We start from the raw sequence: 13845 nt of genomic DNA on the forward strand, positions 1-13845 counted from the left end.
TCTTGTTCTCCCCCCCCCCCCCCCACCCCCACACCCCCGCTTGGCCTGTGGGGTTTGTCTTTTCCGCTACCCACCTCCCTGAAAGAGTGATCGGCACCTGTTAAAGGCCCCTTCCGTGCAGCCCGTCCGCAAGGGAGATCCGTGCTCGACATACCGCGCCACGTCGTCTTTCTCGTCTTCACCCTCGGGATGGGATCCTTCGCGCTCGTCCACTGCGTGCTCACCGCCACCTGGGGTCAGCGGTCGGCGCTCCTGTGGATGCTCGTCCCGCTCTGCGGCGGGACAGGACTCGGACTCGCCAAGGGCGAATCGGTCGATGTCCTGCTCTTCAGCCTCGGTGGAGCCCTGGCGATGACGGCCGTGCTGATGGCTTTCCCCAGTGGCAGGCGAAAAGAGCTGTACCGGCGTCAGGCGGCCGGGGAGAAGGTCGACTGGAAAGAGGCCGAACCGCCCACGTGGGCCCTCTGGGTCTTCATCTGCGCGGTCCTCGTCTGGATCGTTTTCTCCTTCGTCGCGACCGGCGGATGAACCGGCCGAGGTGAACGCGTCCCCCATCGGCGCCCTACGGAAGGCCCCATGTCTCTCTCCGCGCTCCCGCTGCCCGTCCTGCTCGCCCTCGCCGCGCTCGCGGGCGCGGCGATGATCCGGGTCTGGGTCCCGCTCATGTCGACGCGGGAACAGAAGGTCAAGATCTGTGTGGCCGCCGCGCTCCTCCTGGTCGCACTCGGTGGCTTCGGGGCGGCGAAGGCCGGCTGGTCGGCGCGGCAGATCCTGCTCTACTACTCCGTCATGGCGCTCTCCTGCGCGGTCGGCCCCCTCGGACACCGCGAGAAGGTACGGGAGGTCGCGCGGCGGGAGGACGAGGAGGGGGCGAGCAAGGAGAACCAGATGCCCCCTCTGCTCGTCCTCCAGTGGTTCGGCGCCATGGGCGCGCTGTTCCTCCTCGTCGGCCGGTTCTTCGACCTGTCCTGACGGAGAGCGCCGTACGCCCGTCCCGGCGCCGCCGATAGGCTGCGCGCATGACAGAACCACAGCTCGGGCAGGCGCTCGTCGAGGAGGCCACCAAGAAGTCCGGCCTCGTGTGGGTACGGGGCTCCGGCCCCGACCGGGCGCTCTGGCACGTATGGCACGAGGGCGCCGCGCTGATCGTCGGGGACGGGCCCGGGGAGCAGCCGCTGCCGGGGCTCGTGGACGGGGCTCCCGCCGAGGTGACCGTGCGCAGCAAGGACAAGGGCGGCCGGCTGATCGCCTGGACGGCGGTCGTGGCCGAGCTGGCGCCGCGCTCGCCGGAGTGGGAGAGCGCGGTCGCCGAGCTGAAGGGCAAGCGGCTCAACGCGCCGGACGCCGAGACGATGACGGAACGCTGGGCCCGCGAGTGCCGGGTGGTGCGGCTGGTGCCCGCGGAGACGATCACCGAGCTGCCGCAGGGCTCCCTGGCCGCCGTACCGCTGGAGACCCCGGCGACGACCCGCGAGCCCGTGCCCGCCTCGCTCGGCCGTCTGCTGCTGCGGCGCGGGAGGAAGACCCGCCGCTGAGGGGAATCAGTCCCCGGACTTCGGGAGCCCGGTGCCGTAGTCGACCGTCTGGCTCTTCGTCGGGGCCGCCAGCTCGAAGTCCTTGCCCCACTCGGTCAGGGAGAGCGTTCCCGCGCCGCCCGCGCGCAGCAGTTGCAGCGGGTACGGCGTGCCCTCCAGGGAGACGTCCAGCGTCCCGCCCGCGCCCTTGGTGCCGTTGATCTTGATGGTCCGCACGCCGCCGATCCGGTCGCGGTCGCCCTTGTCCAGCGCCCCGTGGAGAGTCAGTATCCCGGCGAGGAGGACCTTCTTGTCCGTGAAACCGCTGAGCTGCTTGTACGACGGGTCGTCCGGCGGGACCTTCACGTACTTGTCCTTGAGCTTGCCCGCGGCCTCCGCGTCCGAGCCGCCGCCGGGCGCCGCGCTCGGCGCGTCCTTGGAGTCGTCGGCGTGGTTCCAGAACCCGGCGTCGGCCTTCAGATACAGCTCGTCCTCGATACGCAGGAGCTGGAAGGTGCTGTTCTTCGAGGTGACGGTGCCGGTGCCGCCGTTCTCCTTCAGCCGCATGTTGAGCCGGTACGTCCCGCCCTCGCTGACCAGCGCGCCGGAGAGATGGACCGCGCCGGCCGCGTCCGCCGCCGTCTTGGCCTTTCTCTCGATCTCGACGGCGGTGAGCTTGCCCACCCCGTTCGTCCCCTTGTCCGGATCCTCGGTCTCGCCGCCGCACGCCGTGAGAACCGCCGTGAGTCCCAGGCAGAGCACCACGGGAAGGACGGCCCGGCGGGAGCGGTCGGACGACAGGGGAACGATCACAGACGCACTGCCTCTCATACGCTGCTGGGGGGTGGCAGACCGCAGCGTACCCGGGCCGCGTGGACCCCAGAACAGAGAGCGGTACGAACGGCCGGACGGACGGATCCGTCAGCGCGTGCCGCAGCGGTACGGGCTAGCCTGAACCCGTCATGACGCTGGATAGAAGGAAAACCAAGGCCATAGAAGACAAGGAGGCGCGCTGAAATGGCGGCAGGCGTCCCCCGTGTCTTCGTCTCGCACCTCGCCGGCGTGCCGGTCTTCGACCCCACCGGCGACCAGGTCGGCCGGGTCCGTGACCTGGTCGCCGTGTTGCGCGTCGCGGGCCGGCCGCCGCGGCTGCTCGGCCTGGTCGTGGAGGTCCTCAGCCGGCGGCGGATCTTCCTGCCGATCACCCGGGTCACCGGCATCGAGTCGGGCCAGGTGATCACCACCGGGGTGCTCAACGTGCGCCGCTTCGAGCAGCGCCCCACCGAGCGCCTGATCCTCGGCGAACTGCTCGACCGCCGGGTCCGGCTGGTGGAGGACGGCGAGGAGGTCACCGTCCTCGACATCTCCGTGTCACAGCTCCCCGCGCGCCGCGACTGGGAGATCGACAAGGTCTTCGTACGGCGCGGCGGCAAGGGCGGCGCGCTGCGCCGGGAGCTGATGGGGCGCGCGACGCCCTGGAAGAGCGGTGGCGGACGGCGGGCGGGCGAGACCCTGACCGTCGAGTGGTCGGCCGTCAGCGGTTTCTCGCTGGAGGAGGAGGGGCAGGGCGCGGAGAACCTGGTGGCCACCTTCGAACGGCTGCGCCCCGTCGACCTCGCCAATGTGCTCCACCACCTCACCCCGAAACGGCGCGCCGAGGTCGCCGCGGCGCTCGACGACGACCGGCTCGCCGACGTCCTGGAGGAGCTGCCCGAGGACGACCAGGTGGAGATCCTCGGCAAGCTCAAGGAGGAGCGCGCCGCCGACGTCCTGGAGGCGATGGACCCGGACGACGCGGCCGACCTGCTCTCCGAGCTGCCCGAGGCCGACAAGGAGCGGCTGCTGACCCTGATGCGCCCCGGCGACGCGGCCGACGTACGGCGCCTGATGTCGTACGAGGAGCGCACCGCGGGCGGTCTGATGACGACCGACCCGATCGTGCTGCGCCCGGACGCCACGGTCGCGGACGCGCTGGCCCGGGTGCGGCAGCAGGACCTCTCCCCCGCGCTCGCGGCCCAGGTCTACGTGTGCCGCCCGCCGGACGAGACGCCCACGGGCAAGTACCTGGGCACGGTGCACTTCCAGCGACTGCTGCGGGACCCGCCGTACACCCTGGTCAGTTCGATCGTGGACAGCGATCTGCCGCCGCTCGCGCCGGACACCCCGCTGCCCGCGATCACCAGCCATCTCGCCGCGTACAACATGGTCTCGGCGCCGGTCGTGGACGACGGCGGGGCGCTGCTCGGCGCGGTGACGGTCGACGACGTGCTCGACCACCTCCTGCCGGACGACTGGCGCGAGACCGGGTTCCACGGCGGGGAGGCGGACCGTGGCGCCTGAGCGGCGGGACAACAACGAGGGCATCGGGCCCCGGGAGCGGCCGAAGGCCGGCGCCGTGGCCGGGTCGACGGCGCTGACGCGCGGCGGGCGGGTCCGGCTGGACCAGCCGAGGGCGCAGCGGCGCAGGGTGCTGCCGGAGTACGACCCGGAGGCGTTCGGGCGGCTCTCGGAGCGGGTGGCTCGCTTCCTGGGGACGGGCCGCTTCATCGTCTGGATGACGCTGGTCATCATCGTGTGGCTGGTGTGGAACGTCTTCGCGCCCGCCCCGTGGCGCTTCGACCCGTACCCGTTCATCTTCCTGACGCTGATGCTGTCGCTCCAGGCGTCGTACGCGGCGCCGCTGATCCTGCTGGCGCAGAACCGGCAGGACGACCGGGACCGGGTCACCCACGAGCAGGAGCGCAAGCAGAACGAGCGGTCGATCGCGGACACCGAGTACCTGACGCGGGAGATCGCGGCGCTGCGCATCGGTCTGGGCGAGGTCGCGACCCGCGACTGGATCCGCTCGGAGCTCCAGGATCTGGTGCGGGAGATGGCGGAGCAGCGCCTCGTCCCCCCGGTCGAGCCGGGTGACGAGCCGCCGGAGGGGCGGGCGGAGACCGACCGCTGACGGACTTGTCGGCGGGCGTACGGATCGCCGTACCATCTCGGTATGGCTACCGACACGTACGGAACCGCCGCTCCCGCGGAAGAAGCGGTGCGCGAAGCGCTGGCGACGGTGAACGACCCCGAGATCCACCGGCCCATCACCGATCTGGGGATGGTCAAATCGGTGGAGATCGCCGCGGACGGTGCGGTGGCTGTCACGGTCTATCTCACGGTGTCCGGCTGCCCGATGCGCGACACCATCACCCGGAACGTCACGGACGCGGTCGCCCGGGTCGAGGGCGTCACCCGCGTCGACGTCACGCTGGACGTGATGGGCGACGAGCAGCGGCGCGAGCTGGCGGCCTCGCTGCGCGGCGGCGCCGCCGAGCGCGAGGTGCCCTTCGCCAAGCCCGGCTCGCTGACCCGGGTGTACGCGGTGGCCTCCGGCAAGGGCGGCGTCGGCAAGTCCTCGGTGACGGTCAACCTGGCGGCGGCGATGGCGGCCGACGGCCTGAAGGTCGGGGTCGTGGACGCGGACATCTACGGGCACAGCGTGCCGCGGATGCTCGGCGCGGACGGCAGGCCCACCCAGGTCGAGAACATGATCATGCCGCCGTCCGCGAACGGCGTGAAGGTCATCTCCATCGGCATGTTCACCCCGGGCAACGCGCCGGTGGTGTGGCGCGGCCCGATGCTGCACCGCGCGCTCCAGCAGTTCCTGGCGGACGTCTACTGGGGCGATCTGGACGTGCTGCTGCTCGACCTGCCGCCGGGGACCGGCGACATCGCGATCTCGGTGGCGCAGCTCGTGCCGAACGCCGAGATCCTGGTGGTCACCACCCCGCAGCAGGCCGCGGCCGAGGTCGCGGAGCGGGCCGGCTCGATCGCCGTGCAGACCCACCAGAAGATCGTCGGCGTGGTCGAGAACATGTCGGGGCTGCCCTGCCCGCACTGCGACGAGATGATCGACGTCTTCGGCACCGGCGGCGGCAAGCTGGTCGCGGAGGGGCTGACGCGGACGACCGGCGCCGAGGTGCCCGTGCTGGGCGCCATCCCGATCGACGTACGGCTGCGCGAGGGCGGCGACGAGGGCAAGCCGATCGTGCTCTCCGACCCGGACTCGCCTGCGGCGTCGGCGCTGCGCACCATCGCGGGCAGGCTGGGCGGGCGCCAGCGCGGCCTGTCGGGCATGTCGCTGGGGATCACACCCCGCAACAAGTTCTGAGGCGCCAGAGGGCCGTACGGCGCTCCGGGGCCGTATGTGTAAGGGGCGGCCGTCCATGGTGGTCGCCCCTTACCTGTGAGCACCCGTGTCTCCGTGTGAGCACCTGGGGGCCCGCCGCTCGCGGCTCCGTGCCCCGCCGGGGCCTGTACCGCGTACGGGGCCGTCAGGGACCGTACGAGCGGATGTCGTCGATCATCGAGAAGCCGATGCCGTACGCGCTCATCCCGCGCCCGTACGCACCGAGGTGGACCTCGCCGCGCGCGGACCCGGCCAGCACCCAGCCGAACTCGGACTCGCGGTAGTGGAAGGGCGTCGGCTCGCCGTCGACGGGCAGCGAGAGCATCGACCAGGCGGACCCGGTCAGGTCGTCGGCCAGCTCGAACGCGGCCTCCGTCTGCTGCGCCAGCCATTCTGCGCGCAGGATGTGGTCGAGCTGCGGGGGCCAGGTGGAGGCCAGCAGCCCCGACCCGGCCAGCCAGGCCGCCGAGGACGCCGTCGTGGCGTCCAGATGCCCCGTACCGTCACCGGTACGGTGTACGGCGCTGTGGGCCACCGTGACGACCACCGCGAAGCGCTCCCGGTCCGCGGCGTCCGCGTCCGGTCTTATCGACGGCTCTTCCCCGTGGCCCGTGGCGCCGTGCCGTACGGTGCCGTCGGCGGTCGCCCCGACCTGCATCAGCCAGCGCGGTCCCGTGAACGCGTCGTCCAGCCCGTACCAGGGAAAAGGCGCCCGCATATAGGCGGCGAGGGAACGAAGACCCGTATGCCCTCCCTCGGAAGGGGCTGGTCCGGCCGCGTCCCGCGCACCCGCCCGACTCGTGGTCTCCATCTGCCCGCGCCTCCTCGATCTCGGTCGTCCAGCGCGATCCGCCCCCGACGGGCGTTTCACTTCCGGACAGATGGAGGATAGCCACCCGCTCCCGACTCGTAGGGATTGGTCGGGCTCAGGTGGCGTCTGCGTCGAAGGGGGGCCGTTCGACAGGAGCGGGCTTTTCGCCCTTCTTGAGCAGGTCGGGCGGCTGCGGGGAAGCCGGGGTTTTCTTGAGGAGATCGGGTGTGGCGGACCCGCCGCCGGCCGCCGCCGCGGCACCGACGGCCGCGCCGTTCGCGGCGCTTATGGCGGGCGCGGGGGTCTCCTGCTCGTCGGAGTCACCCTCCCGGCCGTTCACCACGTCCGCCATGTCGTTCATCTCCTGGCGGAGGTCGAAGGTGCTGCGGATCTCCTTGAGCCCCAGCTCGTCGTTGTCCATGAGCTGCTTGCGCACGAAGTTCTTGGGGTTGAGGTCCTCGAACTCGAAGTCCTTGAACTCCGGACCCAGCTCGGAACGGATGTCCTCCTTCGCGTTGTCGGAGAACTCACGGACCTTCCGGATGAAGCGGGAGACGTCCTGAATGACCTTGGGCAGCTTCTCCGGACCGAAGACGATCACGGCGAGGACCGCGATCGTCATCACCTCAAGGGCGCCAATGTCGTTGAACACCTTGCTGCTCCTTGTGTTCTCCATGCACGCGGGAAGAGGACGGGACGGTCCTGGTCCGCACGGGGTCGAGGTGGGGCGGGGGCCGGGCCGCTCCACGGTACCTGCCCGAACTGTCCGGGCGGTACCTTCCGGTGACCGTCAGGTGCCGTCCGCGGAACCGAGGGACAGACTCATGGTGCGCTCCTTGCCGCCCCGTACGAGCGTCAGCTCCAGCCGGTCCCCGGGGCGGTGCGCGCGGATCTTCACGATCAGCTCCTCGCCGCTGTGCACCCGCTGTCCGTCGACCTCGGTGATGATGTCGCCCGGCCTGATGCCCGCCTTGTCGCCGGGGCCGCCCGAGGTGACGGCGGGCCCGCCGTCGGCCGCCTTGTCGCCGACCTTGGCGCCGTCGCCCGCGTACTCCATGTCGAGGCTCACCCCGATCACCGGGTGGGTGGCCTTGCCGGTGTTGATCAGCTCCTCGGCGACGCGCTTGCCCTGGTTGATGGGGATGGCGAAGCCGAGCCCTATCGACCCCGACTGGCCGGTGCCGAGCCCCGTGCCGCTGTCGGCGGCGCGGATGGCGCTGTTGATCCCGATGACCCGGGCCCGGGCGTCCACCAGCGGTCCGCCGGAGTTGCCGGGGTTGATGGGGGCGTCGGTCTGGAGGGCGTCGACATAGCTGATGTCGCTGCCGTCGCCCTTCTCGCCGCCCGCGGTGATGGGGCGCTGCTTGGCGCTGATGATCCCGGAGGTCACCGTGTTGGAGAGGTCGAAGGGCGCGCCGATGGCCACGACCGGGTCGCCGACCTGGACGTTGTCGGAGTTGCCCAGCGGGAGCGGCTTCAGCCCGGAGACGCCGGTGACCTTGACCACGGCGAGGTCGTAGCCGCTGTCCTTGCCGACGAGTTTCGCCCGGGCGGTCTCGCCGCCGCTGAACGTGACCGATATCTCTCCGCCCGAGCGGGAGGACGACGCGGGCTGGACGACGTGGTTGTTCGTCAGGATGTGGCCCTGCCGGTCCAGGACGAACCCCGTGCCGGTGCCCGCCTCACCGCTGCCGCTGACGTGGAGGGTGACGACGCTGGGCAGCGCGCTGGCGGCGATCCCCGCGACGCTCTCGGGCGCGCGCCCGGCGGACTCAGGGCCTGCCTGCGGGAGTTCGACGCTGGTGAGGCCGCCGTTGCGTTCGATGTACGCGCCCGCCGCACCGCCCACGACACAGGCGGCGAGCCCGACCAGCACGAGGGCGGCGGTCCCGACCCTGCCGCGCCGGGGGGCCGGCGGCTCCCCGTACTCGGTCAGGGGCCGGCTCGCCGGGGCGCTCCAGGGGTCGTACTGGAGCCACTGGGAGGGCGCGGGGTGCGGCTGCGGGGGCCCGGCGTGCGGCTGGGGCGGCACAGGCGGCGCCGCCTGTGCGTGGGCTGCCGGGGCGTGCGGCGGCTGGGGCGTCCCGGGGTACGGCGGGAGCGGGGTGCCGCCCGCCGGGGTGGGGAACTGCACCGGGGGCGCGGGCGCCCAGGGCCCGGGGCCGCCGTACGGCGGGGTGCTGTACGCGTCGGGCTCGTGGAGCGGCCGGGGGTGCGCCGGGGGCGCGTCCGACGGCTCGGGATCGGCGGTGGCCACCGGGGGCGTGGCGGGCGGCTCCGCCGTCACGGCGGGCGGTTCCGCCGTGACCGCGGCGTTCGAGGCCGTGGACCCCGCCGGGCCGTCGGGCTCCGGTGGCGGCGCGTCGGCCGCGGAGGGCCGGCTCCACCACTTCGCCTTCGGTCCGGTCGGCTTCCCGTCGTCCATGCTCTCCCCGCAACTGCCGTTCCATGCCCTCCAGGGGCACCCCTGCCCTGGATTCAACCAGGTTTACGAACGTCCGCGCAGGGAGCTGGTCAGCGCCGGGCGGAAAGCGGGGCGGACGGCAGCGTCGGGGCGTCGATCCGGGTGGGGTCGGGGGTGGCCGCGGGGCCGTTCCCCGGCGTCCGCTCGTCGATCAGGACGGCGGAGCCCGTGGCCCGTGCCCACGGCAGCGGCGAGGCGCCGGTCAGCAGGGCTTGGGGGAAGGGGTGTTCGGCGAGCAACTGCGACTGGAGCACGCCGGGCGGTGCCGTGGCGGCGGGCCGGTCCGTGGAGCGCGAGGGCGTCCCGCCGCCCTGGCGGCGGGAGGAGTCGCTGATGCTGGTGGCCGGAGCCGTGGTGCCCGGGGCCCGCATCGGGGTCACGCTGTTGCCCGCGCCGCGCGGCATGACATCGGCGGCCGTGCCGAGCGGCATCGTCCCGCCGAGGGCCATCGCGGCGAACGAGACGGCGCTGGCCGCGGCGAACGCGAACCGGCGCGCACGCCATGGGGAGCGCGCCTCGTCCTGGCGGGGGCCGCCGTGGCGTCCGACGTCGTGGATACGGAATCCGGAGCCGCCGGGCAGTACGGAGCCGCCGTGCGGGCGTGCCGGGACATAGCCGAAGCCGTCCGTCCTGACGCCGAAGGAGCCGTCGCCGAACGCGCCCTCACCGAAGCGCCCCCCGTCGAGGCGCCCCTTTCCGTCGTCGTCACCACCGGAGCCGGATCCGGGCCCGCCGGGAAGCCCCTGGAGCCTGGCGAGCAGTCCTGCCGAGAGCTGCGGCGGCGCGGCCTGCGCGAACGCCGATTTCAGCCGGCGCTGGGCGTCGGCTTCCGCCTTGCACCGGGCACAGGTCGCGAGATGGGCCAGCACGCGCTCGCGCGCGTCATGGTCCAGCTCCCCGTCCACCAGCGCGGCGAGTCGGTCCCCCAGATGCTGCTCGGCGGGGGTGGGCCCTGTGCCACTCACGCCGCTCCGCCCTCCCCGGCCACGCTCACGAACGCGCGCTGCTCGGCCCGGGCCTCGGGGGAACGGTGCTGGAGAGCCTTGCGCAGGTGCGAACGGCCGCGGTGGATCCTGCTCCGTACGGTGCCGAGCTTCACGCCGAGCGTGGCGGCGATCTCCTCGTACGACAGCCCCTCGATGTCGCAGAGCACGACCGCGGCACGGAACTCGGGCGCGAGGGTGTCCAGTGCCTGCTGGACGTCCGCGTCGAAGTGCGTGTCGTGGAAGACCTGCTGCGGCGAGGGCTCGCGGCTGGGCAGCCGCTCCGCCGCGTCGTCGCCGAGGGCGTCGAATCTGATCCGCTGCTTGCGGCGGACCATGTCGAGGAAGAGGTTGGTGGTGATGCGGTGCAGCCAGCCCTCGAACGTGCCGGGCGTGTACGTCGACAGCGAGCGGAAGACGCGCACGAAGACCTCTTGGGTCAGATCCTCGGCGTCGTGCTGGTTACCCGTGAGGCGGTACGCCAGGCGGTAGACACGTCCGCTGTGCGTGCTGACGATCTCCTCCCAACTGGGAGGCGTCCACGCCTGCGATTCCGCATCCGATGCGAAGGTCGCCGTAACTGCGGAGTCGGTGGAGCGAGAACGGTCAGCGGTGTTGGTCACGGATTTCGGCTTGCCGGCTGACCCGAGAAAGCGCCGGAGCACTCCTCCCCGATCCACAGGCGCAGCCGCACCTCCCCTATCGGCTCTGGTGGTGTCCAGTGGAGCCCCTACCATAGCCACTCCGCCCGTTAGCTCCGGATAAGAATCTTTACGTGAATTTGGGGGCGGTCCCCGGCGTCTCCGGGGCCGCTCCGGGGGCTTCACCCCGCCTCGCGCTCTGCTCTTCTTAACGCCCGGTCCCATCTGCGGGTTCCCGGGCGCAGCGGATACAGTCACCGTTGCGCCGCCAACGGGGACAAGGAGAGGGTCATTACCGCCAACCGGCAGACGAGCTGGGCGTTCGCCGACGCCTTTGTCGCCGAGGACGAAGCACTGCACTGGGCCCGGGAACGGGCCCGGGAGACAGGGCTCCGCTCGGTGTCACCAGGCACCGGCGCCGCGCTGCGTCTGCTCGCCGCCACGCTGGACGCGAAGGCGGTGGCCGAGATCGGTACCGGCACCGGTGTCTCCGGTATCTACCTGCTGGAGGGCATGCGCCCGGACGGCGTGCTGACCACGGTCGACACGGAGCCCGACTGCCAGCAGTTCGCCCGGCAGGCGTTCCGCGCCGCCGGGTTCACCGGCAACCGGGCGCGGTTCATCCCCGGCGGCGCCCTGGACGTACTGCCGCGGCTCGCGGACGGCGCGTACGACCTCGTCTTCTGCGACGGGGACCGGCTGGAGTCCCTCGACTATCTCGCTGAATCGTTGCGGCTGCTCAGACCGGGCGGGCTGGTCTGTTTCGAGGGCGCCTTCGCGAACGGCAGGACGGTGGACTCGGCGGCCCAGCCCCAGGAGGTGCTGCGGGTGCGGGAGCTGCTGCGGACCGTACGGGAGAGCCAGGAGCTCCAGTCGACGCTGCTGCCGGTGGGCGACGGTCTGCTCTGCGCGGTACGGCGCGGCTGACCCGGGCGCGGGCCCACCGAGGCCCGCCGGGCACGCGGCACCGGCCCTGAAGCCCGCCCGGCGCCACCGTGCACACCGTGGCCGCCGTTCACCGTGGCCGCCCCGTGGCCGCCGTACACCCTGAACGCCGCACGCCCCGATCGCCGCGGACAGTCCTCTGCCCCGGCACGGACGGATCCGTACCGGGGCAGAGGGCTGCTTGTCCGGGGGTGACTCCCCACCCCGAAGACCGTGATCGTTCCGCTCAGCCGACGACCTTCTTCAGCGCGTCGCCGAGTGCGTCCGCCTCGTCCGGAGTCAGCTCGACGACAAGCCGACCGCCGCCTTCGAGCGGAACGCGCATGACGATGCCCCGCCCCTCCTTGGTCACCTCGAGCGGGCCGTCGCCCGTTCGCGGCTTCATGGCCGCCATGCTCGTTCCCCTTCCTGAAACCAGCTCATCGCAGCCGGCGGCCCCATGACAGGCGCTGTGTCACCGGCATCGAACACATTGCTTCCAGCCCATTATCCCGCATGGCGGGACCCGATGACCAACATCGGACGGCATCGCTTGCGCAACGCGCTCTCGCAAAACGCCGCATTTCGGGGATCCGGCTGCGATACTTCGCCACCGCGCGCTCCGCCGGCGGCCAACTTTCTTAGACGCAGGTCACATGCCCGGCGCCGGTGATCTCCGCCATGCTGGGGCCGGACAGGACCGCCCGAGCCGCGAAGGGGACCCGATCATGGCCGACACCGTGCTGTACGAGGTGAGTGACGGACTCGCAACGATCACGATCAACCGGCCCGAGGCCATGAACGCGATGGATGTCGCGACGAAGGTCGCGCTCCGGGACGCGCTGACGACGGCGGGGGACGACACCGCCGTACGGGCCGTGCTGCTGACCGGTGCGGGGTCCCGGGCCTTCTGCGTGGGCCAGGACCTGAAGGAGCACACCGCCCTGCTCGCGGAGGATCCCACGGGGGGCGGCGGGCAGACGATGAGCACGGTGCGCGAGCACTACAACCCGATCGTCCGGGCGATCGCCGGGATGCCCAAGCCGGTCGTCGCCGGGATCAACGGTGTCGCGGCGGGCGCGGGCCTCGGCTTCGCCCTGGCGGCGGACTACCGGATCGCGGCCGACACGGCCGCCTTCACCACGTCATTCGCGGGTGTGGCCCTGACGGCGGACTCCGGCATCTCCTGGACGCTGCCCCGGCTGATCGGCCGGGGCCGCGCGATGGATCTGCTGCTCTTCCCGCGCTCGGTACCGGCGTCGGAGGCGCACGCGTGGGGGCTGGTCGACCTGCTGGTCCCGGCGGCCGATCTGGCGGCCACCGCGGCCCGGGTGGCGGCGAGGCTGGCCGTGGGGCCGACGGTGGCGTACGCGGCGATGAAGGAGGCTCTGACGTACGGCGCAGAGCACACGCTGACCGAGACGCTGGAGAAGGAGGACGAACTCCAGACGAGGGCGGGCGCGTCGGAGGACCACGGGATCGCGGTGGACGCCTTCCTCGCCAAGCAGAAGCCGCTGTACAAGGGGCGCTGACGCGGGCGACCGTCACCGGGTGTGCGGGGCGGGGGGCGGGGGGGGGGGGGAGCCGCGAGCGGCGGCCGGACACACCCGGACGACCGGGCGCGCGGGGCCGTGCGCGGAGGGGCGGTGTACGGAGGGGCCCTGTGCGAAGGGGCCCTGTGCGGAGGGCGGTGCGCGGCGGGGCGCCGGGTCAGGCCGCCGGGGTACGGGCCACGCAGGCCGCCAGATGGTCGTTGACGAGGCCGCACGCCTGCATCAGCGCGTACGCCGTCGTCGGGCCGACGAAGCGGATGCCGCGCTTCTTCAGCGCCTTCGCCAGCGCCGTGGACTCGTCCGTCACCGCCGGGACGTCGGCCGTCGTCACCGGGGCCGGCCGGCGGGCCGCGTCCGGGGCGTACGACCAGATCAGCTCGTCGAGCGCGCCCGCGGGCCAGTCGGCCAGCACCCGCGCGTTCGCCAGGGTCGCGTCGACCTTCGCCCGGTTGCGGATGATGCCCGGGTCGGCGAGCAGCCGCTCCCGGTCGTCGTCGGTGAACTTCGCCACCGACGCGATCGCGAAGGAGGAGAACGCCTCGCGGAAGGTCTCGCGGCGGCGCAGGATCGTGATCCAGGAGAGCCCCGACTGGAACGCCTCCAGGCACAGCCGCTCGAACAGGGCGTCGTCGCCGTGGACCGGGCGGCCCCACTCCTCGTCGTGGTACGCGAGGTAGTCGTCCGTGGAGACGCCCCAGGGGCAGCGGGGCCGTCCGTCGGGTCCCTCGACCGCGCCGCCGGGGATCTCGCTCATCGCCCGGTCTCCTCTCCCGGCTTCTTGAAG

15 protein-coding genes and 1 pseudogene are annotated in these 13845 nt (G+C 72.3%); 8 read left to right on the forward strand and 8 right to left on the reverse strand.

The features are described from left to right. The first annotated feature begins 141 nt into the window (after window positions 1-141). Genes ACFXPK_RS00005 through ACFXPK_RS00015 form a run of 3 tightly spaced genes read left to right on the forward strand, consistent with a single transcriptional unit; the run spans window position 142 to window position 1535 of the window. Window positions 142-528: a hypothetical protein gene (locus ACFXPK_RS00005; protein ID WP_384998879.1), complete on the forward strand. Its 387-nt coding sequence runs from the start codon at window positions 142-144 to the stop codon at window positions 526-528. Window positions 529-576: 48 nt separating this feature from the next. Then, window positions 577-972, forward strand: a complete 396-nt coding sequence (locus ACFXPK_RS00010; protein ID WP_384998875.1) for a hypothetical protein — start codon at window positions 577-579, stop codon at window positions 970-972. A gap of 47 nt (window positions 973-1019) precedes the next feature. Beyond that, window positions 1020-1535 (forward strand): hypothetical protein, encoded by a 516-nt coding sequence (locus ACFXPK_RS00015; RefSeq protein ID WP_385069824.1) that lies wholly within the window; start codon window positions 1020-1022, stop codon window positions 1533-1535. Window positions 1536-1541: 6 nt separating this feature from the next. Here ACFXPK_RS00015 and ACFXPK_RS00020 read toward each other — a convergent pair whose 3' ends face one another. After that, window positions 1542-2345 carry a hypothetical protein gene (locus ACFXPK_RS00020; protein ID WP_384998869.1) on the reverse strand — a complete coding sequence of 268 codons (804 nt, stop codon included), beginning with the start codon at window positions 2343-2345 and terminating at the stop codon, window positions 1542-1544. Window positions 2346-2531: 186 nt separating this feature from the next. On the opposite strand from ACFXPK_RS00020, the gene ACFXPK_RS00025 reads away from it, so the two are divergent. Genes ACFXPK_RS00025 through ACFXPK_RS00035 form a run of 3 tightly spaced genes read left to right on the forward strand, consistent with a single transcriptional unit; the run spans window position 2532 to window position 5667 of the window. Then, window positions 2532-3854, forward strand: a complete 1323-nt coding sequence (locus tag ACFXPK_RS00025) for a magnesium transporter MgtE N-terminal domain-containing protein (protein WP_384998867.1) — start codon at window positions 2532-2534, stop codon at window positions 3852-3854. A 22-nt stretch (window positions 3855-3876) separates the two neighbouring features. Next, a complete protein-coding gene (locus ACFXPK_RS00030; protein WP_384998882.1) occupies window positions 3877-4464 on the forward strand; it encodes a DUF1003 domain-containing protein in 588 nt (195 codons plus the stop codon). A gap of 42 nt (window positions 4465-4506) precedes the next feature. Further along, on the forward strand, window positions 4507-5667 hold the full coding sequence (locus ACFXPK_RS00035; protein ID WP_384998864.1) for an Mrp/NBP35 family ATP-binding protein: 1161 nt from the start codon (window positions 4507-4509) through the stop codon (window positions 5665-5667). A 163-nt stretch (window positions 5668-5830) separates the two neighbouring features. Here the strand turns inward: ACFXPK_RS00035 and ACFXPK_RS00040 are convergent, their stop codons facing one another. The 5 genes from ACFXPK_RS00040 to sigE form a co-directional block, all read right to left on the reverse strand. Continuing rightward, window positions 5831-6496: a hypothetical protein gene (locus ACFXPK_RS00040; RefSeq protein ID WP_385069829.1), complete on the reverse strand. Its 666-nt coding sequence runs from the start codon at window positions 6494-6496 to the stop codon at window positions 5831-5833. Window positions 6497-6611: 115 nt separating this feature from the next. Beyond that, window positions 6612-7148 carry a sec-independent translocase gene (locus tag ACFXPK_RS00045; protein ID WP_385069831.1) on the reverse strand — a complete coding sequence of 179 codons (537 nt, stop codon included), beginning with the start codon at window positions 7146-7148 and terminating at the stop codon, window positions 6612-6614. A gap of 138 nt (window positions 7149-7286) precedes the next feature. Next, window positions 7287-8921, reverse strand: a complete 1635-nt coding sequence (locus tag ACFXPK_RS00050; RefSeq protein ID WP_385069834.1) for a trypsin-like peptidase domain-containing protein — start codon at window positions 8919-8921, stop codon at window positions 7287-7289. Between the two features lie 89 nt (window positions 8922-9010). Then, entirely contained in the window at window positions 9011-9925 is a 915-nt protein-coding gene (locus tag ACFXPK_RS00055) for an anti-sigma factor family protein (RefSeq protein WP_384998851.1), read from the reverse strand. Next, window positions 9922-10680, reverse strand: a complete 759-nt coding sequence (gene sigE / locus ACFXPK_RS00060) for an RNA polymerase sigma factor SigE (RefSeq protein WP_384998847.1) — start codon at window positions 10678-10680, stop codon at window positions 9922-9924. The genes ACFXPK_RS00055 and sigE overlap by 4 nt, the downstream gene beginning before the upstream one ends. Before the next feature lie 164 nt (window positions 10681-10844). Here sigE and ACFXPK_RS00065 point away from each other — a divergent pair. Then, window positions 10845-11511, forward strand: a pseudogene (locus ACFXPK_RS00065) (O-methyltransferase). Between the two features lie 244 nt (window positions 11512-11755). Here ACFXPK_RS00065 and ACFXPK_RS00070 read toward each other — a convergent pair. Further along, the gene (locus ACFXPK_RS00070) at window positions 11756-11923 is read right to left on the reverse strand and encodes a DUF3117 domain-containing protein (RefSeq protein WP_003966491.1); all 168 of its coding nucleotides are present in this window, start codon (window positions 11921-11923) and stop codon (window positions 11756-11758) included. Between the two features lie 313 nt (window positions 11924-12236). Here ACFXPK_RS00070 and ACFXPK_RS00075 point away from each other — a divergent pair, with 313 nt between their 5' ends. After that, on the forward strand, window positions 12237-13040 hold the full coding sequence (locus ACFXPK_RS00075; RefSeq protein ID WP_385069838.1) for an enoyl-CoA hydratase/isomerase family protein: 804 nt from the start codon (window positions 12237-12239) through the stop codon (window positions 13038-13040). A gap of 178 nt (window positions 13041-13218) precedes the next feature. Here ACFXPK_RS00075 and ACFXPK_RS00080 read toward each other — a convergent pair whose 3' ends face one another. Next, a complete protein-coding gene (locus ACFXPK_RS00080; protein WP_384998841.1) occupies window positions 13219-13815 on the reverse strand; it encodes a DNA-3-methyladenine glycosylase I in 597 nt (198 codons plus the stop codon). Window positions 13816-13845: the final 30 nt, after the last annotated feature.

It is taken from the genome of Streptomyces sp. NPDC059142 (assembly GCF_042755665.1).
In the GTDB taxonomy this organism is placed as follows: Bacteria; Actinomycetota; Actinomycetes; order Streptomycetales; family Streptomycetaceae; genus Streptomyces.

Coding starts and splice junctions, on each gene's coding strand:
- ACFXPK_RS00020 (WP_384998869.1), bottom strand. CDS start 2,345: ATGAGAGGCAGTGCGTCTGTGATCGTTCCCCTGTCGTCCGACCGCTCC.
- ACFXPK_RS00080 (WP_384998841.1), bottom strand. CDS start 13,815: ATGAGCGAGATCCCCGGCGGCGCGGTCGAGGGACCCGACGGACGGCCC.
- ACFXPK_RS00025 (WP_384998867.1), top strand. CDS start 2,532: ATGGCGGCAGGCGTCCCCCGTGTCTTCGTCTCGCACCTCGCCGGCGTG.
- ACFXPK_RS00015 (WP_385069824.1), top strand. CDS start 1,020: ATGACAGAACCACAGCTCGGGCAGGCGCTCGTCGAGGAGGCCACCAAG.
- sigE (WP_384998847.1), bottom strand. CDS start 10,680: ATGGTAGGGGCTCCACTGGACACCACCAGAGCCGATAGGGGAGGTGCG.
- ACFXPK_RS00070 (WP_003966491.1), bottom strand. CDS start 11,923: ATGGCGGCCATGAAGCCGCGAACGGGCGACGGCCCGCTCGAGGTGACC.
- ACFXPK_RS00010 (WP_384998875.1), top strand. CDS start 577: ATGTCTCTCTCCGCGCTCCCGCTGCCCGTCCTGCTCGCCCTCGCCGCG.
- ACFXPK_RS00050 (WP_385069834.1), bottom strand. CDS start 8,921: ATGGACGACGGGAAGCCGACCGGACCGAAGGCGAAGTGGTGGAGCCGG.
- ACFXPK_RS00040 (WP_385069829.1), bottom strand. CDS start 6,496: ATGGAGACCACGAGTCGGGCGGGTGCGCGGGACGCGGCCGGACCAGCC.
- ACFXPK_RS00075 (WP_385069838.1), top strand. CDS start 12,237: ATGGCCGACACCGTGCTGTACGAGGTGAGTGACGGACTCGCAACGATC.
- ACFXPK_RS00035 (WP_384998864.1), top strand. CDS start 4,507: ATGGCTACCGACACGTACGGAACCGCCGCTCCCGCGGAAGAAGCGGTG.